Raw genomic sequence first — 20976 nt, forward strand, 5'->3', positions numbered from 1 at the left:
AATGATTAGAGAAGCTCTCAAACAAATCAAAACAGCTTTAATATTCCTGCTCCTTTTTTCTATATTAACCGGTTTAATTTATCCTGCTGTAGTTACTGCAATAGCTCAAATATTTTTTCCTTATCGAGCAAATGGTAGTTTATTACTCGTTAACGACAAACCGATCGGTTCCGCATTAATTGGACAATACTTTGATGCACCCGATTATTTTTGGGGACGCCCTTCTGCCACCCCTCCATTTCCTTATAATGGAGCACATTCTTCTGGATCTAATATGGGGCCTTCAAACCCAAACCTTTTGGCAATCGTACAACAACGCGTTGATAAACTGCAGCAATACAATTTGGAAGATCCAACTAAGATGAACAAGCAATTAATTCCAGTTGATTTAGTTACTGCATCTGCTAGTGGTCTGGATCCTGAAATAAGTCCGCTGGCAGCCTACTATCAAATACCACGGATCGCTAAAGCACGTCATATTTCAGAACAAGAAATTCAACAATTAGTGAATCAATTAATAAAAAAACGGACCTTACATCTTTTAGGAGAACCACGAATTAGTGTATTGGAGCTGAATTTAGCTCTGGATCATATAAGGACAAATCGATGACAGACAAACGCCCCGATCCCAATGCATTATTACAACAAGTTATCGAGGAAGAGCAACAAAAGCAACGTGGCAAACTCAAAATCTACCTCGGAGCCGCTCCAGGAGTAGGGAAAACTTATTCTATGCTTCATGAGGCGATGGGGGAGCAAGCTAAAGGATTAGATGTAGTAATAGGCATTGTCGAATCTCATGGACGATTTGAAATTGAAGAAATACTTAAAGACTTCGTCGTTTTGCCTAAAATAACAATTGAATATCACGGTAAACAATTACAAGAATTTGATTTGGATGCTTCTTTAAAAAGAAATCCTGGATTGATTCTCATTGATGAAATGGCACATACCAATGTAAGCGGGGTACGGCATAAAAAACGCTGGCAAGATATTAAAGAATTGCTCGACCGTGGGATTAATGTCTATACCACACTCAATGTTCAACATATAGAAAGTCTCAATGATGACGTCTCCCAAATCATCCACGCACCCGTCCAAGAAACTGTTCCAGATGTCATGATAGAACGAGCAAATACCATTGAGTTAGTCGACTTAGCTCCCGAAGATTTATTAAAACGCCTTTCCGAGGGCAAAGTCTACCTCCCCAGACAAGCCCGGCTTGCAGCTGAATTTTATTTCCGTAAAGGCAATTTAATGGCCTTACGCGAGCTAGCATTACGTACTCTGGCAAAACGGGTAAATACACAGGTACTTTTATACAGACAAGGTCAAGGTATCAAACATATCTGGCCCATCATGGAAAAAATACTCGTTTGCGTTGGTCCAGGCCCAGAATCACATAAATTAATTCGCGCAGCCAAAAGAATGGCCTCCAGTTTGCAAGCGGATTGGATTGCAGTATATGTAGACTCTACACGAACTCAAATATCCAGAACGCAACGAAATCAAGTCTTAAAAAATTTATTTTTTGCTGAGCAGTTGGGTGCTGAAACTCATATTTTAATGGGGTATGACCTTGTCAAAGAAATTATTAATTTTTCCCGTGAGCAAAATGTCACGCTGATTATGATCTGCAAACAGATTCGTACTCGTTGGAGAAATTTTTTCTTTCGCAGTCTGGCAGATGAAATTTTGCGTTACAGTGGTGAAATTGATGTTTACACCATGACCGAAGGAGCAAAGAAATCAAGAAAAAAATCGCCGACGAAACCCATGACGCCATGGCTCTATTACTTTTTATCAACCTGTATTGTTGGAGTCACAACCCTCATTAATTATTTAATTTATCCTTTGGTTAATGATACAAGTTTAACTCTAACATATTTAATTGGAATGACGTGTATTGCTTTATTAGGACGCGCAGGACCTGCGATTTCAGGAATTTTTCTTAGTATTTTAGCGTATAGTTATTTCTTTATCCCACCCTATTATAGTTTTTTTACTCTCCAGTCAGATTATTTTTTTACCTTGGTTATGATGCTTATTATGGCATTAATTATTTGTCAATTAACCTTAGTCACTCGGCGCCAATCAGAAATTGCCCGTCTTGCAGAATATCAAACTTCGTCCTTGTATACGTTAAGTCGAAGGTTATCAAGAACACGGGGAATCGTCAGATTGCTTCGTACCGGGATTAATTATATTTCAGAAATTCTTCACTGTGAGATCATCGCCCTATTACCCAAAAATGGGCGTCTTGTTGTGCGGGCAAGAGCAAAATCACATCAAGATTTGGATGAAAAAGAATACAGTATTGCCCAGTGGGTGTTCGAGTTAGGGCAAAAAGCAGGATGGGGAACGGATACGCTCTCCTTTTCTAATGCACTTTTTATTCCATTACTCGGAGCACGAGGTACCATGGGGGTTTTAAGAGTTCAACCTTCTAAGGATAATGATTTAACTACACCCGAAAAAATACAGCTTTTAGAATCTTGTGCCAATCAAATTGCCTTGGCGTTGGAAGTAGACAGTTTGCAAGAGGAACAAAATAAACCAACTAATCCCTCAACCTGAACTCAATTTCTTTGATACTCATATTACGCTGGAAAATCATTCTAAATTACAATAGGATAATGAATATTTAGGTAAAAAGGATTTACCCATGATGATCGCAACCTTACTGGCACCAGACAATGAAACTCGGGTGGCTATTACTCCTAACTCAGCAAAGCACTTAATTAAATCAGGCTTTGATGTCGCCATAGAAAAAAACGCAGGACTCGCTGCTGGTTTCAAAGACCAGGATTACGAACAGGTTGGCGTCCAGATTCGAGATAAAAAAACAATACTCGAGACGGCCAATATTCTTCTTTGTATCAATGAACCAGCTCCCAAGGATTTAGAAGGTCTGTCTCAAAACGCGTTGGTAATCGGTCATATCGATAATGAGCCGGAAAGCAAATTAATTACTTGGTGCAAGGAAAAACAAGTTACATTGCTTTCAATGAATCTTATACCGCGCATCAGTCGAGCACAAAGTATGGATAGCCTATCGTCACAAGCTAATTTGGCAGGCTATAGAGCTGTTTTAGAAGCATGTGCTGAATTTCATCGAGCCATCCCCATGATGATGACCGCGGCAGGGATGATTCAACCTGCAAAAGTACTTGTTCTTGGTGCTGGAGTCGCTGGTTTACAGGCCATCGCAACGGCGAAACGCTTAGGTGCTGTAGTGTACGCATTCGATGTACGGCGAGCAGCCAAAGAACAAGTAGAAAGTTTAGGCGCCGAATTTATTGAAGTAAGCCAAGATCAAGACAGTGAAACTAAAGGGGGGTATGCTTCGGAAGTTAGTGAAGAGTATAAAAAACTTCAAGCAGAACTTATTGATGAATATGCTAAATTATCCGATATCGTCATTTCTACAGCCTTAATTCCTGGTCGAAAAGCTCCGATTTTAGTGTATAAAAAAACTGTAGAACAAATGAAACCTGGATCAGTTGTTGTCGATCTCGCGACTGCACGAGGAGGAAATTGTGAAGTCAGCGTTCTTGATAAAACGATAAAGCATGGGGAAGTTACCATTATCGGTCTCAGTAACCTGGCCGGACTCGTTCCAGCGACAGCGAGCGAACTTTATGCCAATAATCTGGTCCATCTTATTAATCTCTTGGCGCCGACTCCCCCAGAAGTCACATTAAATCCCGATGATGAAATTATTCAACAAGCAGTACTTTGTCATCAAAATCAATACCTACCATTTCAGGCAAAAAAGGAGACCCAAAATGCATGAGATTAACACTCTAGGTGATCCATACATTACCATACTCACTATTTTCGTTTTGGCCTGCTTTGTTGGATATTATGTGGTATGGAAGGTCACCCCAGCATTGCATACTCCATTAATGTCCGTAACCAATGCAATATCCAGTATTATTGTTTTAGGAGCACTTATTGCTGCAGGAAGTCAGTTCATTGGAGACATCACCTGGATCGGTGGTTTAGCAATATTTATTACCTCAATTAATATTTTTGGTGGATTTGTGGTAACCCAACGCATGTTGCGTATGTATAAAAAATAGGTAATTGCTCCTCAAGGTGTCAACTAGGGAAGTTTATTCAGAACGGCGCTAGAATCCGGACTGGTGCAGCTAAGCTTGGATTTCAGGCTGCATTTCCTTAAGTTGGTTTATATAGAGTCATTACACATCAAATAGTTAAGGATGATTTCTCATGACAACCCTGGTTCCTTTATTTTATCTCTTATCGGCTGTCTGCTTTATACTGGCGCTAAAAGGCTTAGCCAGCCCTGCGTCTGCAAGACGAGGAAATCTGTTAGGGATTGCCGGTATGATCCTTGCAGTAGGTTCAACTTTGATGATGCCAACAACTTATCATCAACCCATTCTCATTAGTTTAATGATTGCAGGAGGCATCATTGGAACTTTTATTGCCTATAAAATTAATATGACGGCAATCCCCCAACTCGTTGCGGCATTTCACTCATTGGTGGGGATGGCAGCAGTTCTAGTTGCTTTTTGTGCCTTTCTCTCCCCTACTTCGTTTCATATTGGTGTCCCTGGTGCAATTGCCAAAGCAAGTCTAATTGAAATGAGTCTGGGTCTGATTATAGGGGCCATTACTTTTTCAGGCTCAGTGATCGCCTTTCTTAAATTGCAAGGGATTATGTCGGGAAAACCTATTAAACTCATAGGCCATAACTTAATTAATCTGATTATAGCCCTAGCCATCCTTGTTTTATTAGTCTTGTTTTTTATTAACCAAACCTTCACGCTGTTCAGTATCATGGCCGGTTTGGCTTTTTTAATTGGTGTATTGCTCATTATCCCTATTGGCGGCGCCGACATGCCAGTAGTTATATCAATGCTTAACTCCTATTCAGGATGGGCTGCAGCAGGTATCGGATTTACCCTCAGCAATCACTTACTTGTTATTACAGGTGCTTTAGTAGGTGCTAGCGGGGCGATTCTAAGTTATATCATGTGTGTTGGAATGAACCGTTCGATTTTTAATGTAATCTTTGGAGGCATTCAATCATCAGCAGCTAGTTCTCAAATTAACGGTACAAATGAATCACGAACTGTACGCCAGGGTAATGGTGAAGACGCAGCATTCCTCTTAAGTAACGCTAAAGATGTAATTATTGTTCCTGGATATGGTATGGCGGTAGCACATGCTCAACATGCAGTCAAAGAATTAGTTGATGCCCTAGAACACCGCAATATTAAAGTTCGCTTTGCAATTCATCCGGTCGCCGGCCGCATGCCTGGCCATATGAATGTCTTACTTGCAGAAGCCAATATTCCTTATGATAGAGTTTTTGAACAAAGTGAAATTAACCGTGATTTTGCAAGCTGTGATGTAGCTTATGTAATTGGGGCAAATGATATAACGAACCCTGCAGCAAAAACAGATCCCGGCTCACCAATTTATGGAATGCCCGTTTTAGAAGTAGAAAAAGCCAGAAACGTATTGTTTGTTAAACGAAGCTTAGCACCAGGCTATGCCGGTGTGGAGAATGATCTGTTTTACCATGATAATACCTACATGCTTTTTGGCGATGCCAAAGCAATGACTGAATCTATTGCTAAAGCTCTTGAAACATTATAAGCCAAATATGAGGTTGGGTCATTTTGACCCAACCTACATGCATACAAATCTAATTCGAAGACCAATTAAATTTGGAGCTTAAATGGTACTTGAGTTGTCCCAAGCGATGAATAAATTCCCTGGTCTAAGTCACTTGTTTTATCATGATGGAATATTGAGAAACCACTTACTTTTCCATCACATTGTTTGGTAGGTGTTGGATTTTGTAAGGACTCATAGATATCTTCATTCATCGCTATAAAACGCATCCCGCTTACATTAAATCCAGAGTTGACTATAATCTCTGGTTCCTCATCAGTATCATTAGAAGGGTTAATCATATTTTTATTTGAGAGAATCTTCTGCTTGACATCCTCTGAATGTAAATATATTTCAAACAATGCTGAATATTTGGATGTATTGCAAACAGTCTTGAATCCTGATTCAGGCAGTTTTCTTGCTCTTTGCTATTTACATATAAATATAAAAATTTAAAATTTAATGTTTTGTAAAATAATCATATTTATTAAATAATATCATGCCTAGATTTTTTGTTAATTTTGGAGAGAAAATTGTGAAAAGTAACATTATAAATAAAACAAGTTTAAAGTGTTGGTTAAGCACCATTGCTTATCTTACAGTGCTGACATTAGTAAGCCATAGTGCAGCAGCAAACACTGCAATGTCTTTGGGAGAAATGGCAGAAACAATTACTAGTTCATTTACAAATCTATCTAAGTTGATTACGGCTGGCTCTTATTTGGCTGGTTTGGGATTTTCTATTGGGGCAATTATGAAGTTTAAACAGCACAAAGATAACCCAACTCAAATTCCAATTGGAACGCCAATTGCTCTAGTCTTTATTTCTGCCGCTTTATTGTTTCTACCTTCAATGTTAGGTGTAACAGGAACAACAATGTTTGGAGCTTCTGGCGGTCAAACTGCAGGACCTGAGGGGATTGTCTTTGCAAGCAATCAATAATAAGTAGTAGTGCTGGCTCTACGCCTTTTTGCGAGCATCGTCGCTCGGGATTCTAAGAATACCTGGTGTGCGGTGCATCGCAAAATGCAATCTTTAAACAAAGAGATTCGAATAATTAATATGTTTGATCTCATGGCCGAGAATAAACCCTGCCCAGCATCACAGCTTTCGGCAGGTTCATTTGCAGCAGCCTCTTTATGCCCAACTATTTTTCATCGTGTACTTGCAAATAAAGAGAGGGCAAACATACGATTTCTTTCTGTGGGTGGTGTATTTGTTTTTGTCACTTTTTTTGCGAGAAAATCAACTTGATAAGCTCATGAGATACTTCTTGCTATTTACCACACTTAACCTCTCCATAAGAATTAAGTTCACAACTCTCATCTTCGCCTCCGCAAACAACCTTACCATTTCGGTCTTTAACACATTGTCCTGCGCCACATATCACTTCACCGTATTGATCCTTAGCACAACCACCCTCTGGATAGGGGGAACAAACTACAGTGCCGTCACGATTTCGTAAACATTGCCCAGGACCACAAATAACTTTCCCATAATAATCTTTTTCACATTCGCCATTCTTATAAGGTGAGCAAACCACCTTGAGCTTACTGTCTATAAGGCAAGCACCCTTCCCACAAACTACTTCTCCATATTGGTCTTGGATACACTGTGCTGAAACGACAGTAGAAAAAGCCATAAAGATGAAGGCTAAAATTTGATGATGCATTTGAATAAAAAATTAAAATATTTACACTAATAATAGTATAGAACTCAAATCATAAGATCGAAGAGAGCTTAAGCACATAGCCCGTAAGGAACGCAGCGGATTACGGGATTCCTTAATTGAACTTTCTTACGAGTCCTTTTGATATGTGATGGTAGTCGATATCACAATAAAAAATTCATTCGATGGAGCCACTTCATTTCAAAATTTGATCTATATTAACAAGTAGTAACATTATAGATTTCATTTAAGGAACTATCGTGAAAAATATCAATTGGATTTGGCAAGGCGCAATAGCAGGAATTATTGCTGGAATTGTTTTTGCTTTTTTTTTAGCCCATGCAGGAATGCTTGAAACATTAGGCAAGATTATTAACATGCCTACAGTAACAGGTGGCTTGTTAGTTCATACTGTAGTGAGCATAGGAAGCGGTATTGGTTTTGCTCTGGTGTTAGGATGGTTCATTAATTCCTGGTTAGTAGCTCTAGTTCTGGGGGTTTTATTTGGTTTTGCGATGTGGGTGGGTGGACCTATGACTTTCTTACCCGTTCTTTCTTCTGGCGATCCTTTATTTGCTAAATGGACTATTGAAGGCATAAAACAAAATATACCTGCTTTAGTAGGCCATATTGTATATGGTGCGGTATTAGGTATTAGCTACTTTATACTGAAGGGTAAAACGCGGTAAATCCACAGCTTTAGTTAAGGATTATAGACATAGAGCGCTTTATCTCAAATTTAGAAGTTAAGGATACCAAAATGAGTAAAGAACCACATCATATTGTAGTTGTGGGTGGCGGAGCCGGTGGAATTGAGTTAGTTACACGGTTGGGTAAAGATTTGGGAAAGAAAAAATTAGCCAAGATTACCCTTTTGGATAAACAAGAAATCCATATATGGAAACCTCTATTGCATGAAGTTGCTGCCGGATCTCTCGATTCAAATATGGATCAGCTCAATTTTTACTCTCACTCGATATCCCATTATTATAATTACCAGCCAGGAACTATGATTGGTATAAATCGCAAAGAAAAGGTCATCCATATTGCTGCTATAAAGGATGAAGAACAAAATCTTATAGTCCCAGAACGAACTTTAACATACGACACATTAATTATTGCTGTAGGAAGTCAAAGTAACGATTTTAATACTCCAGGGGTTAAGGAGCATTGTTTGAGTATTGATAATCTTGATCAAGCAAACCATTTTCAAAGAAAATATGTAGACAGACTATTATGTCTACAGTATGCGCTTGAGGAAGAAACACACCAGAACTTTAATATTGTCATTGTTGGAGGTGGCGCTACAGGCATTGAACTGGGTGCAGAATTACTCCATACCCTCAATCAGACGGAAAAATATCAATTTAATAATGCCATTAAAAAATTAGCTAAAATTACAGTAGTTGAAGGAGCTCCTCGGATATTACCTGTTCTTCCCGAATTGCTTTCAACTTTAACAACTAAAAAATTACAAGAGTTAGGGATTGAAATTCTAACCAATGAAATTGTAAGTCAAATTGACAGTGAAGGAGTTCATACTAAAAGTGGGAAAATTCTGCCTGCAAGTATGTGTATCTGGGCAGCTGGTGTTAAAGCGCCGAACTTTTTGTCAACTCTTGATGGGTTAGCTGTAGATAATTTAAATCGGTTAATGGTTAATTCAACATTACAAACTACAGATGATGAACATATTTTTGCTATAGGGGATTGTGCAAATGTGATGGATCTAGCTACAGGAAAACCTGTCCCACCCCGTGCTCAATCAGCTCACCAGCAAGCATATTTATTAGCAAAATCCTTAAAAAATAGATTAAATAACAAAGAGCTGCTTGATTTTAAATATGAAGATAAAGGATCTTTAATCGCATTAAGTTGCTACGGTACTTATGGAGATATTACAGGAATGGGAAAAATCCGCTATTTTGTTGGCGGCAAAGTGGCTCAACTGGCTTATCGTTCTTTATATTTGATGCATTTATCCGTATTGTATGGAATATGGTGTTCTTTTTTACTTCGAGTCGCGAATAAAATGTTGGGACGTAGTCGACCGAAAATTAAATTGCACATTAATAGACATTAAACAAAAAAAGCGATATATCACTTATGACATAATATGGTTATCAGCAAATCGTTTCAAATTCAGAAAACATACTAAATCCTTGTCTTTGGGGACAGTTAATATTATTCATTATGATATTTTTGATACAATGCATTTTTTAAATGAAGATAAACTCTATGGATACACCCGAAAAAAAAGCTGCTTCTGTGTCAGCCACTCAAGAACTAAGAGCCCTATTTGAGATAGACAATTCCAACAGAAAAGCTGCTTGGTATAATCGTCTCATAATGTGCCTTCCCCACGCTCTCTTTACTAGTGGTGAACCTGAAATTATCTTCAATCCCGAAGGTCTCACCTACTATAATCTTGAACTTACTGCAACCATTCCTGATGACAACAGCACCATAACAAGCTATAACATTCCTGAGCTTATCGATTCGTTCTTAATTAATGAAGGGGTTGGCATCGCCATCGAGGCACGTAATCCCAAACAAGCTATCGATCTCAGCTATGGCGATGTCCTTGGTTTTTATCTCTACCGGACGTTTGCTGAGCCAGAAGATCATTCCTTCAAAACAGATAAACCACGAGCCCAGCTTATTCGAGAAGGATCTGATATCCTTATCAACGATGTGCCAGCGCAGATCCTACCCAATACCTCAATAAAATTACTTGAAGCGATCATGCAACATTTCGGTATCAACGACGCCAAAATCAAACTCGTTTATCTACCAGAAACGGAGCAACATGAGTTAGTCTTCTCGATTAACAAGAATCAATTGGCACCTAGCAAGATACAAGCACTGCTCCAAAAACTAGGCTGGTTTTTACCAAGGTATTACTCCTATTTGGTTTGTGATCTGAACAACGTGTCCCCTATAGTTGGAACACATTAAAACCACGTCAGCATAGGTGGAAAACTACTTCCTTGTTTGCAATGTATCGTTGAAATTTGCTTAAGATTATCATTAAATAGCTCTCTCGCATTACCGCAGATTTTTTTGCATGCAAGATTGCATTGGCGCACGCGGACTCGCTCAGCGTTATCTTAGAGTCAATTCGTAAAATAAGGATGTATATCACATAAAGTTCAGAAAATTAAACTACGCGCAATTCAAACTTGAAAAAAAACCTATTATCTCTCGTACGTAAGGCAAAAAACAGACAATGAATTTTTTTATCAAAATTACTCTAAACAATATAACTCAGATTTACACCACTTTTGGTGTGAATCGGTGCAAGATATGATAAATTTTTTGGAAAAGGATATTTCAGAAGAAGAGAACAGTAATTTTGAAAAAAATGAATTCGCTTTTTTTATCGCTGAGGATGAGGGTATTGCATTAGGATATGGGCCATCCACCTATAGAAGTTACTCCAACGAATTCTTTGGAATCAGTGGCACATTTTTTTTAAATAAAGGATATGATGATCTCCCCAACATCGATGATTTCGCGATGTTATTCGATAAAAGAGGATGCACCTCATAAAAAAGTGGAAAAGGATTGCTAAAAGCAGTAGTGGATCACGTTAATACTCTAGATAGAGCATACCCTATTTCAGCAAGACCGCATTAAATAATCAAACTGCAAAGGATTTCTTTGAAAAAAATCTATTTGCGTTAGGATGCGGTTCTATGGGACATAGCTATACCTTAAAAATAGCCAATTTTGTACATCGAGGACTATCAACCCCTATTATTTACTCGTTAAACTGACTCAAAAAAGCAGATGCAACGTAGCTCGTAAGAAGCAAAATGTACCTAAAACTCCGTGAACCTTGATGAATAATCCTGTAATCCGCTTTGCTTCTTACGGGCTATTGCTTGCCTCGAATAAATAACGAGCATTGAACTAAAGAGTCCATGACTGAAAAATGGCTAACTCAGTGTCTATATTTTGGGGGGATTTTTGCTCTAAACGATATAAATAAGTAAATATTAAATAACGAGGTTCTGAAGGACGTTGGATAAGAAGATTAGCGAATTGTACGTTATGGTTATACATCGTTGCTTCCATAATAAAAAAATATCCTTTTAAAGGACCATTAACACTAGGCTTTGTTAACATCCCTTCCTTGATCAATTTATAACTAGGCGCTGAACTACCTACAATCTCTTGGATAAAAGCCGCTTTTTCAGGACTATAATGATTAAATAAATCATCTAATTTTTGCTTAGTCCCAGAAGGCTCAGTGTCATTAATAGCAACGATAAAAATCATAGGCATTTTTTCAGCATCAAAAATTTGTAAATCTTGATTATTTCTTTTATAACTCCAACCAGCAGGAATCTTCAGGCTATAATGAAGCGCTTCATTAGTTATTGTTTGAGTTAAAGGTAAACTGTTGTTTCCAGGAGTTGTAGAGATCACAGATGTTGGTAACTGGCCTATATTTTGAAAGAGTGATTTATTCGCAGCATAAATATCTGGAGTAAAGAGTGTTGATGATAAACCTATGAAACTTAAAAAAAACGATTTAAATTTACTCCAATTAATCATAAAAAATCCTTATTCACATTAATACCAGAAACTTACCTATTCAGATTATAGGTTAGAATTTTCTTCTTATTAAAGTATCTGCACTTGCTGACTACTTAGAGAGAAAGCGCTCCATTCGGTGAGTTTCTTCAACTGAATTGAATGAACATACTCTCTTGCAAAGAAAAATCCCGATATATTCTCTTTTTTGACGAAATATTTCCTGTACCAAGCCTATCAGGCCAAGATGCTCAACCATCATTTCAGAAGTCGAGTGCAGGACACTCACCCCCTATCTTCAGTATGGAAATTTCCAATTTGGAAAAATTAAGATTCCAAAAAATGGCATTCTCAACACATACAACAAGAGTTAAAATCAAACAAAGTGGCCAATTACTAATTCATTGAATTTTAAGAGTTATTGAAACATCATAAGGCACAATAATGACAGCTACTTTTACTCGCTCATCCCCCCTTTTAGCACAGTTTTTAACCGATCCAATACAAATTACTCAGGAACAATTAGATCAATTGGCAAAAAACACACACCTCTCCGATCAAGCTTTGATATATAACTTTCTAACTGTCTTGAGCACATTGGGGTATGTGAAAGGGTTAATCTATCTCGCAAAAAACACTCCTCAACTATTGCAGGAGATGATTGCTCTCGATAACTATGAGGCATTCAGATGTGCAGCAGAAGAAGGAAATCTTGAGGTATTGCAATTTTTTGCAGAAAAAGCTCCTAACAAACTGCAAAAAATGATTGCCGCTTTACGCTTTTATGCTTTTCGTAGGGCAGCAGAAAAGGGTCAGCTCAAGGTGCTGCAATTCCTTGCAGAAAAAGCTCCTGACAAACTGCAAGAGATGATTGCCGCAGAGGATTATTATGCTTTTCGTATGGCTGCAAAAAACGGCCATCTTGAGGTCTTACGCTTTCTTGCAGAAAAAGCTCCAGGTAAGGTTGAAGAGATGATTGCTGCAGAGAGTTATTTTGCTTTTCAAGGAGCAGAACGTCTTAAGATATTGCAATTTCTAGTAGAAAAAGCTCCAAGTAAGATTGAAGAGATGGTTGCTGCAGGACGCTATTGGGCTTTTCGCAGGGCAGCAGAAAAGGGCCAAATTGAATTACTCCGCTTTCTTGCAGAAAAAGCCCCTGGCAAGATCGAAGAGATGATAGCTGCAAAGGATTATTATGCTTTTCGCATGGCAGCAAAGCACGGTCATCTTGAGGTACTGCACTTTCTTGCAGAAAAAGCCTCTGAAAAACTACAAGAAATGATTGCTGCCGAGGATTATTTTGCTTTTCGCATGGCAGCAGAAGAGGGAAATATTGAGGTATTGCAATTTCTTGCAGAAAAAGCGCCTCACAAACTGCAAGAGATGATTGCCGCAGAGGATTATTATGCTTTTCGTATGGCTGCAAAAAACGGTCATCTTAAGGTATTGCAATTTCTTGCAGAAAAAGCTCCTGACAAACTGCTCAAGATGATTGCCGCAAAGGATTTTAATGCGTTTCGCTGGGCAGCGATGAATGGTCGTATAGATGTACTACACTTTCTTGCAGAAAAAGCCCCTGACATGGTCCAACAAATGATTGCTGCAGAGAATTATTTTGCTTTTCGAAAGGCTGCAGAGAAGGGCAACCTTGAGGTACTTCGCTTTCTTGCAAAAAAGGCTCCGGACAAACTACAAGAAATGATTGCAGCAGAGAATGGTTTTGCTTTTCAAGTTGCTGGAATGAATGGTTCTCTCGAGTTACTCAAGTTTCTTGTAACAAATGCCCCTTTTAAGCTGCAGGAAGTAATGCCTGTAACAAATTCTTGGGAGCTTAAATCGGCAGCAGTGTATTTTGGCGTTATTACACGACACATAGACAAAGACAAAACTCCGCGTAAACTCATTCAAGATGTTTTTTATTATGCCATACAACAAAATCATTATCACATCATTGATTTTTTGCTAGAAAAAGACAAAACACTACTCAAGCTTCTTCCACCGCAGCAGAAATACGAATTAAACAATATGCGCTATCAGGCAAGCAGCGCGGATTATTTGTTACACCATAAAATAAATGCATCCGATATAGCCTTGAATATTTTCAAGCTATCTAAGTTTCATCCCTTTTTTAAATCAGCAAAAACCATTGTAGAGGAGTATCGTGACAGCAAGCAGCTAAGAAGTAAGCCAATATAAATATACAGCCAGCGTACCTGGCTGTATCAAAGGTTTTTTTCTTTTTCTTTTACTTTGGGAGCAAAAACTTGATTCAATTCAGTGAATTTTTTATAAATAAAAAATTCTGATAGAACCATATTTGTAACCTCAAACTCTGGAAGCTCTTTTATATTGCCGTCTGGCTTAATATGATCCCCAAAAGATACCGCTATATCATCTTCGATTTAGAAGTATAACATCTTGGCATCAGGCTCAACGCCAATTGTAAGAATACTGCGCCCTCGCCAACGTACAATCTGACCAAATTTAAGACCAAAAAGATTAATTGCTTCATTAGAAGTATCCAAATTAACTATCTTTTTTTATCGGGTAGTAAAACTTTTCAACTCAGTTTGCTCAAGCTTATTTTGATTAATAGGCCAAATACAATAGGAAGCTTAAGGAAGTATACAAATTCATAAAAGGTAACCGATTGTTTTTATTTACATTGTCCTTTATTTAAAAGAGCGAGGAACGAAAGACTGCTCTTCTGTTCTTGAATCAAAATGCAAATCATCCTCTTGAATAAGCATTAGTGGCAAAGTCATTTGTACACATTCAGCTACTTTTTGTGTTTCTAAATTTTGTTCTGGATCTTCTTCTGATTGTACAGGCCTAAAATTAGGTACTGGTACACTTAAACAGCCAATAACCTCATTATTCTCATCACGAATTATACGTGTATCTGTTCCATAGGGCCCTAATAACTTAAGAATCAAATCATATGAAGATAGGTCTTGACCTTTTTCTCGAGGTACATCACATTTTTCTTTTTTATAATACCCTTCCATTTTTCGATGCATTGGTTTTTCTCCAGTTTTTTTCATTAATTCTACTTTAAAGCTATGTTTAAGAGTGATTTCGGGATTTTTCGATGCATCGGCAGGAAGCCAGACTTTGGCCGCGAGTTTGCATCTATCTGGTAATTGGATTCAATGACTACTATTTTTGATAATTGCTCTTTAGGCATATTCAAAATCCTCTATGTACTACGGTGTTCAATTTAATCTGTAATAGTTTTTAGACACACTTTCTAACCTTAGTACAACAGGTTGAATGCTATCATATATCTAATATTTATCAGTAAGATAAGGTATATTTTAGTTTAAGAAGTGTATGTTCTGAAGAGTACCATAATGCGTGACCAATAAGGCTTATCAGATTCGAAGCCCCTCCTCTATATAATTATTAACTCAATAAAAAGCATTCTTCCCCAGAAGGAATAATTGCCTAAGACCTTATTTCAATGAACTGATTAAAAAAACACATACAAATAAGTCAAGACTTGTTATTATACTTTTCTGTTTATAAATAATACAAATAAATATGACTGATATTATTTTTATTGGCTCAGGACCTATTGGTCTTTTAGGGGCTATACAATTAAAACTACAATGTCCAGAAAAAGAAATTCTTATGTTTGAAAAATATGAGATTCCTACACGCAATCATGCGATGTATGTTGAACAAAGTTCCTTTGCAGAAATGGATAGAAGTAAAGGCTTTGGAGAAGTGCTGGATAGCATCCCCTCCAAAGTGATAATAAGCGACTTGGAAAAAAAACTTAGAGAATATGCCACATCCATTGGAATTAAAATTCAATATCAGGAAGTAAAAGACTTTGATGAATTACAAAAACAATACCCTGATACTAATTATTTTGTAGGGAGCGGCGGTTTACGGGGTATTATTCATCCTCAAGTATTTAATGGCGAAGATCAGATCAATGAACCCTTGCGGTATGCGGTTGAAGTTAAATATAAAGCAGTGGGTGCAACGCGTTCTCTTAATAAAATCACAGAAGTTCCAGGAGTCCTTGCTTATACGAAAAATCTTGTTTCTGAATATGTAGGTCATCTAAAGGATGGACAGACTCCCATTTCGTTAAGGATTTTTATTGATGAGCCTACTTATCAAGCCATGAAGGAGGCTACGTTCAAAGCACCATACACTCTCGCAGATAAGGGAAAAATTCCCCGTAATTTATTTGAGACCATAAACACCTATTTGAAAGGCAGACACCATCTAGCGGGGGAAACAATTGAAGACAACAGTTTGAAAATTTCTACCATTACATTGTCTCTTTATGCGAGTAAAGATTTTTGTAAGCAAATTGATGGAAAAACGATCTTTCAAATTGGAGAAGAAGGTTTTGCTTGCCCATTTTATCGAAGCTTTAATGATAATGCAGCATGCATCCCATTTTTTACTAAAGCAATGCGTGCGCTGCTCAACAACAATAATGTGGAGTCAAATAAAATAGCCTCCAGCTCATTTTTTAGTGTTTCTACTGTTGAAGAAGACCCGCTTGAATACTATCAACATAGCGTGCAAGGATTGGTAAATAGTGAGATTCGAACCATTCATTACCTAAACTTTGGTATTGAAATGCTTGAAACTTCAGTCGCCTCAGCACAATCTGCTCCTCAATTTTCAGGCGCTAAATTAAACTTAAAAAGAGGAGGAAAAATCTTCCTCGATGAAGCCAAAAGAGAGCAGCATAACGACAAGAAAAAAACCGCCTCCTCTTCTTCATGTATTTTAATTTAAGTATTTAATTTGTAGGAATCACTCCTCGTTAGCCTGTACTCATCAGGCTAAGGGAGCGATTTTATACTTTACTCAGAACCCAAGTGAAACACTCTATTTTAATTAATTATATTTAGGTACTTCAACAACGTCATTATCCAACTTTCGAACCTGATGCTGCATATTCTTTATGTAATACATTCGACGTGCCAGAGAACCTGTGGGATTGAAATCTTTTTGCATCTCGATCGCTTTAAGTCTTCCCAATAGGTCTTCTATATTGGTACTTTCTTGCAGTATTTTATTCACTTGATCCACATAATGCCGATTCCAGTGAAACGTAGCAAAAAGAGCGAATCCAGGACACCAACTAGCACTCTTTGTATAATCATTTAAAAGATTTTTTGCCTTTTGAAATAAATCTTCTGAAACCGAATCAGTAAGATCATCATAGCTTTGAGGAAAGTACTCTTTTTTTCTGTATTCATCCAGATTTATTTTTCTTTCTGTAGCAAGGTTGAAAATGCTTAAATCATCCCTAGGAACAGTAAGTGTTTTAACAGAAAGAGGTAATCTTATTATCAAATCACGTAATACTTTATCATCAAAAGCCAGTATTTTAGTATCGTTGCCTAATAGAGAAATTTCTTTTATCTGGCTAGGGAAACTACTAAAAAATGGAATTAGCTCTTCGTACGTACAATTTTCAATAACGTCCGCATTAATAGTAAAATGAGTCACGTTTTTGGGTATAACCTTTATTACTTCTTCTGGACGACTCCATTTATAATAGAGGTTTAGCTCAACCTTAGTAACACAATCAGGAAGCTGTTTTAGATAGTTAATGCAATCCTCTTTCGATTGCTCAGCTGGTTTGGATATTGAACCAGGATAGGTAAAGAGTCGGTTAAAAAACACAACTGAAGTGAATCTCTTGGGCAGCAAATCTATTCTTTTAGCCATTTCCTGGGTAACGAGGATAATCTCAGCTTTTTCGCGCTCAATCTCCATCATATCAAACGCTTCTTCCAACAACTCTTTTGTTATTGGCCCCTCTTCTTTTTTAATGCAATCAAACCAATTTCTACCCCAACCGTCTGCTTGCAGAATTATATTTGATGATTCTTTTCTCAAAGTACTTTTAGTACCCCTAAATTTAAATAATCCTAAAGCCATAATCTCTTCAATAAGTGGTAATTGGTTCCCCTTATTTTAGAGTCGGTACGTTATAAGGTACTTAATGAATATACGTAAATTGTGCATTTCAGTGTAGATAATGAAGTGGTTTGTTGATCTTTGAAGTCGGGAACACAGACTTTGTCGATGACTTCATATTTATTACTCATTAAAAACTTGAATGAGATTAATTTGCCATACCTATAAAATAAATGTATCTTAGCTCAGTTATTATCATTATGGAGTTATATAATGTTACGAAAATTTGGACTTGGCTTATTATGTATTGCTGCATCTTTAAGCACAAGCGCATATTCAACCGAAAGTCATTTACTCCAGCGTGGAGTTACGATTGAATATGAATTGCCTAGCAATGATCCGCAAATATTTCTTAATTATCTTTTCTGGCCAGTAGAAGCCAATTGTAAAATTACTACCGAAGATGACGGAGATGAATTTTTAGTTGTAGCATTAGCTAAAAAAGGAAAAGTTAATGACATCACTCTATCAGCAGGAGAGTCGTTACGAATCACTGTTCATCAAAATGAAAATCTGAAATTAAGTGCTGAATCTGGCGCAAAAGTTGAAATTACTAATTTCGGTGCACACACAGTAAAAGCAACTTGTACTGCTTAATACACCATCTATTTAGAAAATCCCTTTAGACATACTTAGTCGAGATGCAGCGAAGAGAGCAGGAATTCTGATCGCTGCAAGCCCGGGTTTTGCTTCGGGACACCCGGGCTACTAAGACACTTTCGTTCTAATGTTCCCGCGTCGCATGGAATTTAATTTTAGGATATCGCTCTTCAGCCATGGTCAAATTAACCCGAGTCGGGGCAAGATACATCAACGCATCACTTCCATCCAAAGCTAAATAGTCATACGCTTTTGTTCGAAACTCACTCATTGCCTTATCATCATCTGAATAAACCCAACGAGCACACGCAACGCTTACTGTTTCATAAATACAATCCACTTTATATTCATGTTTCAAACGATGAGCTACGACATCAAACTGTAACACACCAACCGCCCCCAAGATTAATTGGTTGCTGTTTAATGGTCGAAATACCTGTGTTGCTCCTTCTTCAGATAATTCAATCAAACCTTTTAATAAAGCTTTACTCTTTAATGGATCTTTCAAACGTACCAATCGAAACAATTCAGGAGCAAAATTGGGAATACCCGTAAATTTTAATTGCTCACCTTGAGTAAAAGTGTCCCCTATGCGAATCGTTCCATGATTATGTAAACCAATAATATCGCCAGGTAAAGCAATTTCTGTATGGGAACGATCACCAGCCATAAAGGTTAACGCATTAGAAATTTGCACTTCTTTTCCAATACGCAGATGATTGATTTTCATTCCTTTTCTGTAAGCTCCTGAACAGATACGTAAAAATGCAATCCGGTCTCTATGCTTCGGATCCATATTAGCCTGGATTTTAAACACAAACCCAGAAAAATTTTGTTCATCTGCTGATACAGTTCGCTCTTGAGCTGTTCGAGATTGCGGGCCTGGAGCATAACGCACATAATCATCCAGTAACTCTTTGATACCAAAATTATTAATTGCAGAACCAAAATAAACCGGTGTCATTTTTCCCGCTAAATAATCGTCCAAATTGAATTCATGGGAAGCCCCCTTAACTAACTCAATTTCGTCGCGTAACTCCTGGGCACTATCACCTAATAGTTCATCCAATTGAGGGTTATCCAATCCTTTGATTTGCACAGCATCTTGCTTTTGTGCATTCTTACCCGGTTGATATAAATACACTGTATCTTCATAGCGATGATAAATACCTTTAAAGCGCTTTCCCATACCAACAGGCCAGGTAACGGGAGCACATTGGATCCCTAAAACAGACTCTACCTCATCAAGTAAATCAATGGGATCACGGCCTTCACGATCCAGTTTATTTATAAAAGTCATAATCGGCGTATCACGCAAACGACATACTTCCATCAATTTAACGGTTCGTTCCTCTACCCCTTTGGCCACGTCAATAACCATTAAGGCTGAGTCCACTGCTGTCAAGGTACGATAAGTATCTTCAGAAAAATCCTCATGTCCTGGGGTATCTAACAAATTCATGACATGCTGATTATGAACAAACTGCATTACCGAAGTTGTAATAGAAATCCCACGTTCTTTTTCCATTTCCATCCAATCTGAAGTCGCATGTCGATCGGCTTTACGTCCTTTAACGGTTCCTGCCAATTGAATTGCGCCTCCGAACAATAGTAACTTTTCGGTTACGGTCGTTTTACCGGCATCAGGGTGAGAAATAATTGCAAAAGTTCGTCTTGTATTAAAATCCTGATAAAAATCGGACATGAAGCTCTCTAAATAAATATAAAGTTATCGTATGTAGTGAATTTTAAGGCATTCCAGAACAAATACAAGCCGAAGCAATTGTTTATCAGGCAAACAAGCGAGCAAAACGCGAATTAAAATAGTCTTTACACCTTAAAAACGTTATGATTAAAAAATAAATTATAAACATCACCACACCTACACAAATCCGGATCATATAGGAGAAATTGCTCATCATGAAACGTTGCACCTGGGTTGGAGTTGGTAAGCCTCATTATGAACAGTATCATGATATAGAGTGGGGAGTTCCTGTACACAATGATCAAAAGCACTTTGAAATGCTCTTGCTTGAAGGAGCACAAGCCGGATTAAGCTGGGAAACAATTCTCAAACGTCGAGAAGGATACCGCAAGGCATTCAAACAATTTGATCCTCATAGTGTAGCCAAAATGACTGATAAGGAATTAAATACCCTACTGACTGATTCAGGAATTATTCGCAATCGTCTTAAAGTGTTCTCGGCTCGCAAAAATGCCTTAGCATTCCTTAAAATTGCACAGGAATTTGGATCCTTCGACAAGTACGTCTGGGGATTTGTGGGTGGAAAACCTAAAATAAATTATCCTAAAACACTCCAAGAAGTTCCTGCGAGTACATCAGAATCAGATGCCTTATCTAAAGATTTGAAAAAAAGAGGAATGAGTTTTGTCGGGTCAACAATCATGTATGCCTATATGCAAGCCGTTGGCATGGTCGATGATCATTTAGTGGATTGTTTTTGTAAAAATCGAAGATGAAACGTTAACCTGGATTTCCGCTAGGCTGAACAGGCTACAAATCTTTATGAAAGAAAATCATACCGTTCTA

At 37.7% G+C, this 20976-nt stretch carries 21 protein-coding genes; 15 read left to right on the top strand and 6 right to left on the bottom strand.

Features of this window, described 5'->3' with window-relative positions:
• The first annotated feature begins 1 nt into the window (after position 1).
• The 5 genes from kdpC (at position 2) to ACWTEW_RS12055 (ending at position 5634) form a co-directional block, all read left to right on the top strand.
• Complete coding sequence (gene kdpC, locus ACWTEW_RS12035; protein WP_454781872.1) at positions 2-610, top strand: potassium-transporting ATPase subunit KdpC; 609 nt, start codon at positions 2-4, stop codon at positions 608-610.
• Positions 607-2577: a DUF4118 domain-containing protein gene (locus ACWTEW_RS12040; protein ID WP_454781873.1), complete on the top strand. Its 1971-nt coding sequence runs from the start codon at positions 607-609 to the stop codon at positions 2575-2577. The genes kdpC and ACWTEW_RS12040 overlap by 4 nt, the downstream gene beginning before the upstream one ends.
• An 88-nt stretch (positions 2578-2665) precedes the next feature.
• Positions 2666-3796, top strand: coding sequence for a Re/Si-specific NAD(P)(+) transhydrogenase subunit alpha (locus tag ACWTEW_RS12045; protein WP_454781874.1), 1131 nt, complete (start codon positions 2666-2668; stop codon positions 3794-3796).
• Positions 3789-4085, top strand: a complete 297-nt coding sequence (locus tag ACWTEW_RS12050; protein WP_454781875.1) for a proton-translocating transhydrogenase family protein — start codon at positions 3789-3791, stop codon at positions 4083-4085. Before ACWTEW_RS12045 ends, ACWTEW_RS12050 begins: the two co-directional genes overlap by 8 nt.
• A gap of 151 nt (positions 4086-4236) precedes the next feature.
• Positions 4237-5634 carry an NAD(P)(+) transhydrogenase (Re/Si-specific) subunit beta gene (locus ACWTEW_RS12055; protein ID WP_454781876.1) on the top strand — a complete coding sequence of 466 codons (1398 nt, stop codon included), beginning with the start codon at positions 4237-4239 and terminating at the stop codon, positions 5632-5634.
• Positions 5635-5699: 65 nt separating this feature from the next.
• On the opposite strand, the gene ACWTEW_RS12060 is transcribed toward ACWTEW_RS12055, so the two are convergent.
• On the bottom strand, positions 5700-5954 hold the full coding sequence (locus ACWTEW_RS12060; RefSeq protein WP_454781877.1) for a hypothetical protein: 255 nt from the start codon (positions 5952-5954) through the stop codon (positions 5700-5702).
• A 233-nt stretch (positions 5955-6187) separates the two neighbouring features.
• Between ACWTEW_RS12060 and ACWTEW_RS12065 the strand changes: the two genes are divergently transcribed.
• Together ACWTEW_RS12065 and ACWTEW_RS12070 are read left to right on the top strand one after the other, a co-directional pair.
• Positions 6188-6595: a type IV secretion protein IcmD gene (locus tag ACWTEW_RS12065; protein ID WP_454781878.1), complete on the top strand. Its 408-nt coding sequence runs from the start codon at positions 6188-6190 to the stop codon at positions 6593-6595.
• Positions 6596-6679: 84 nt separating this feature from the next.
• Positions 6680-6907, top strand: a complete 228-nt coding sequence (locus ACWTEW_RS12070; protein WP_454781879.1) for a hypothetical protein — start codon at positions 6680-6682, stop codon at positions 6905-6907.
• Positions 6908-6929: 22 nt separating this feature from the next.
• Here ACWTEW_RS12070 and ACWTEW_RS12075 read toward each other — a convergent pair whose 3' ends face one another.
• Positions 6930-7325 carry a hypothetical protein gene (locus tag ACWTEW_RS12075; RefSeq protein WP_454781880.1) on the bottom strand — a complete coding sequence of 132 codons (396 nt, stop codon included), beginning with the start codon at positions 7323-7325 and terminating at the stop codon, positions 6930-6932.
• A gap of 257 nt (positions 7326-7582) precedes the next feature.
• Between ACWTEW_RS12075 and ACWTEW_RS12080 the strand changes: the two genes are divergently transcribed.
• The 4 genes from ACWTEW_RS12080 (at position 7583) to ACWTEW_RS12095 (ending at position 10874) form a co-directional block, all read left to right on the top strand.
• A complete protein-coding gene (locus tag ACWTEW_RS12080; protein ID WP_454781881.1) occupies positions 7583-8011 on the top strand; it encodes a hypothetical protein in 429 nt (142 codons plus the stop codon).
• 71 nt (positions 8012-8082) lie between these two features.
• The gene (locus tag ACWTEW_RS12085; protein WP_454781882.1) at positions 8083-9405 is read left to right on the top strand and encodes an NAD(P)/FAD-dependent oxidoreductase; all 1323 of its coding nucleotides are present in this window, start codon (positions 8083-8085) and stop codon (positions 9403-9405) included.
• 155 nt (positions 9406-9560) lie between these two features.
• Positions 9561-10280 carry a hypothetical protein gene (locus ACWTEW_RS12090; protein WP_454781883.1) on the top strand — a complete coding sequence of 240 codons (720 nt, stop codon included), beginning with the start codon at positions 9561-9563 and terminating at the stop codon, positions 10278-10280.
• Between the two features lie 348 nt (positions 10281-10628).
• Positions 10629-10874 (top strand): hypothetical protein, encoded by a 246-nt coding sequence (locus ACWTEW_RS12095; RefSeq protein ID WP_454781884.1) that lies wholly within the window; start codon positions 10629-10631, stop codon positions 10872-10874.
• Between the two features lie 363 nt (positions 10875-11237).
• Here ACWTEW_RS12095 and ACWTEW_RS12100 read toward each other — a convergent pair whose 3' ends face one another.
• Complete coding sequence (locus tag ACWTEW_RS12100) at positions 11238-11885, bottom strand: hypothetical protein (protein ID WP_454781885.1); 648 nt, start codon at positions 11883-11885, stop codon at positions 11238-11240.
• A gap of 423 nt (positions 11886-12308) precedes the next feature.
• Here ACWTEW_RS12100 and ACWTEW_RS12105 point away from each other — a divergent pair, with 423 nt between their 5' ends.
• A complete protein-coding gene (locus ACWTEW_RS12105) occupies positions 12309-14060 on the top strand; it encodes an ankyrin repeat domain-containing protein (RefSeq protein ID WP_454781886.1) in 1752 nt (583 codons plus the stop codon).
• Between the two features lie 476 nt (positions 14061-14536).
• Here ACWTEW_RS12105 and ACWTEW_RS12110 read toward each other — a convergent pair whose 3' ends face one another.
• Entirely contained in the window at positions 14537-14908 is a 372-nt protein-coding gene (locus tag ACWTEW_RS12110) for a hypothetical protein (protein ID WP_454781887.1), read from the bottom strand.
• A gap of 499 nt (positions 14909-15407) precedes the next feature.
• Here ACWTEW_RS12110 and ACWTEW_RS12115 point away from each other — a divergent pair, with 499 nt between their 5' ends.
• Positions 15408-16631, top strand: coding sequence for a hypothetical protein (locus ACWTEW_RS12115; protein WP_454781888.1), 1224 nt, complete (start codon positions 15408-15410; stop codon positions 16629-16631).
• A gap of 102 nt (positions 16632-16733) precedes the next feature.
• Here ACWTEW_RS12115 and ACWTEW_RS12120 read toward each other — a convergent pair whose 3' ends face one another.
• Complete coding sequence (locus tag ACWTEW_RS12120; protein WP_454781889.1) at positions 16734-17786, bottom strand: DUF5617 domain-containing protein; 1053 nt, start codon at positions 17784-17786, stop codon at positions 16734-16736.
• A 252-nt stretch (positions 17787-18038) separates the two neighbouring features.
• Here ACWTEW_RS12120 and ACWTEW_RS12125 point away from each other — a divergent pair, with 252 nt between their 5' ends.
• Complete coding sequence (locus tag ACWTEW_RS12125; RefSeq protein ID WP_454781890.1) at positions 18039-18422, top strand: hypothetical protein; 384 nt, start codon at positions 18039-18041, stop codon at positions 18420-18422.
• A gap of 127 nt (positions 18423-18549) precedes the next feature.
• Here the strand turns inward: ACWTEW_RS12125 and ACWTEW_RS12130 are convergent, their stop codons facing one another.
• Positions 18550-20130, bottom strand: a complete 1581-nt coding sequence (locus tag ACWTEW_RS12130) for a peptide chain release factor 3 (RefSeq protein ID WP_454781891.1) — start codon at positions 20128-20130, stop codon at positions 18550-18552.
• Positions 20131-20345: 215 nt separating this feature from the next.
• Between ACWTEW_RS12130 and ACWTEW_RS12135 the strand changes: the two genes are divergently transcribed.
• The gene (locus tag ACWTEW_RS12135) at positions 20346-20906 is read left to right on the top strand and encodes a DNA-3-methyladenine glycosylase I (RefSeq protein ID WP_454781892.1); all 561 of its coding nucleotides are present in this window, start codon (positions 20346-20348) and stop codon (positions 20904-20906) included.
• The last annotated feature ends 70 nt before the right edge of the window (positions 20907-20976 follow it).

It is taken from the genome of Legionella stuttgartensis (genome assembly GCF_977063405.2).

Coding starts and splice junctions, on each gene's coding strand:
- kdpC (WP_454781872.1), top strand. CDS start 2: ATGATTAGAGAAGCTCTCAAACAAATCAAAACAGCTTTAATATTCCTG.
- ACWTEW_RS12040 (WP_454781873.1), top strand. CDS start 607: ATGACAGACAAACGCCCCGATCCCAATGCATTATTACAACAAGTTATC.
- ACWTEW_RS12045 (WP_454781874.1), top strand. CDS start 2,666: ATGATGATCGCAACCTTACTGGCACCAGACAATGAAACTCGGGTGGCT.
- ACWTEW_RS12050 (WP_454781875.1), top strand. CDS start 3,789: ATGCATGAGATTAACACTCTAGGTGATCCATACATTACCATACTCACT.
- ACWTEW_RS12055 (WP_454781876.1), top strand. CDS start 4,237: ATGACAACCCTGGTTCCTTTATTTTATCTCTTATCGGCTGTCTGCTTT.
- ACWTEW_RS12060 (WP_454781877.1), bottom strand. CDS start 5,954: ATGATTAACCCTTCTAATGATACTGATGAGGAACCAGAGATTATAGTC.
- ACWTEW_RS12070 (WP_454781879.1), top strand. CDS start 6,680: ATGCAATCTTTAAACAAAGAGATTCGAATAATTAATATGTTTGATCTC.
- ACWTEW_RS12075 (WP_454781880.1), bottom strand. CDS start 7,325: ATGCATCATCAAATTTTAGCCTTCATCTTTATGGCTTTTTCTACTGTC.
- ACWTEW_RS12085 (WP_454781882.1), top strand. CDS start 8,083: ATGAGTAAAGAACCACATCATATTGTAGTTGTGGGTGGCGGAGCCGGT.
- ACWTEW_RS12090 (WP_454781883.1), top strand. CDS start 9,561: ATGGATACACCCGAAAAAAAAGCTGCTTCTGTGTCAGCCACTCAAGAA.
- ACWTEW_RS12095 (WP_454781884.1), top strand. CDS start 10,629: ATGATAAATTTTTTGGAAAAGGATATTTCAGAAGAAGAGAACAGTAAT.
- ACWTEW_RS12100 (WP_454781885.1), bottom strand. CDS start 11,885: ATGATTAATTGGAGTAAATTTAAATCGTTTTTTTTAAGTTTCATAGGT.
- ACWTEW_RS12105 (WP_454781886.1), top strand. CDS start 12,309: ATGACAGCTACTTTTACTCGCTCATCCCCCCTTTTAGCACAGTTTTTA.
- ACWTEW_RS12110 (WP_454781887.1), bottom strand. CDS start 14,908: ATGAAAAAAACTGGAGAAAAACCAATGCATCGAAAAATGGAAGGGTAT.
- ACWTEW_RS12115 (WP_454781888.1), top strand. CDS start 15,408: ATGACTGATATTATTTTTATTGGCTCAGGACCTATTGGTCTTTTAGGG.
- ACWTEW_RS12120 (WP_454781889.1), bottom strand. CDS start 17,786: ATGGCTTTAGGATTATTTAAATTTAGGGGTACTAAAAGTACTTTGAGA.
- ACWTEW_RS12125 (WP_454781890.1), top strand. CDS start 18,039: ATGTTACGAAAATTTGGACTTGGCTTATTATGTATTGCTGCATCTTTA.
- ACWTEW_RS12130 (WP_454781891.1), bottom strand. CDS start 20,130: ATGTCCGATTTTTATCAGGATTTTAATACAAGACGAACTTTTGCAATT.
- ACWTEW_RS12135 (WP_454781892.1), top strand. CDS start 20,346: ATGAAACGTTGCACCTGGGTTGGAGTTGGTAAGCCTCATTATGAACAG.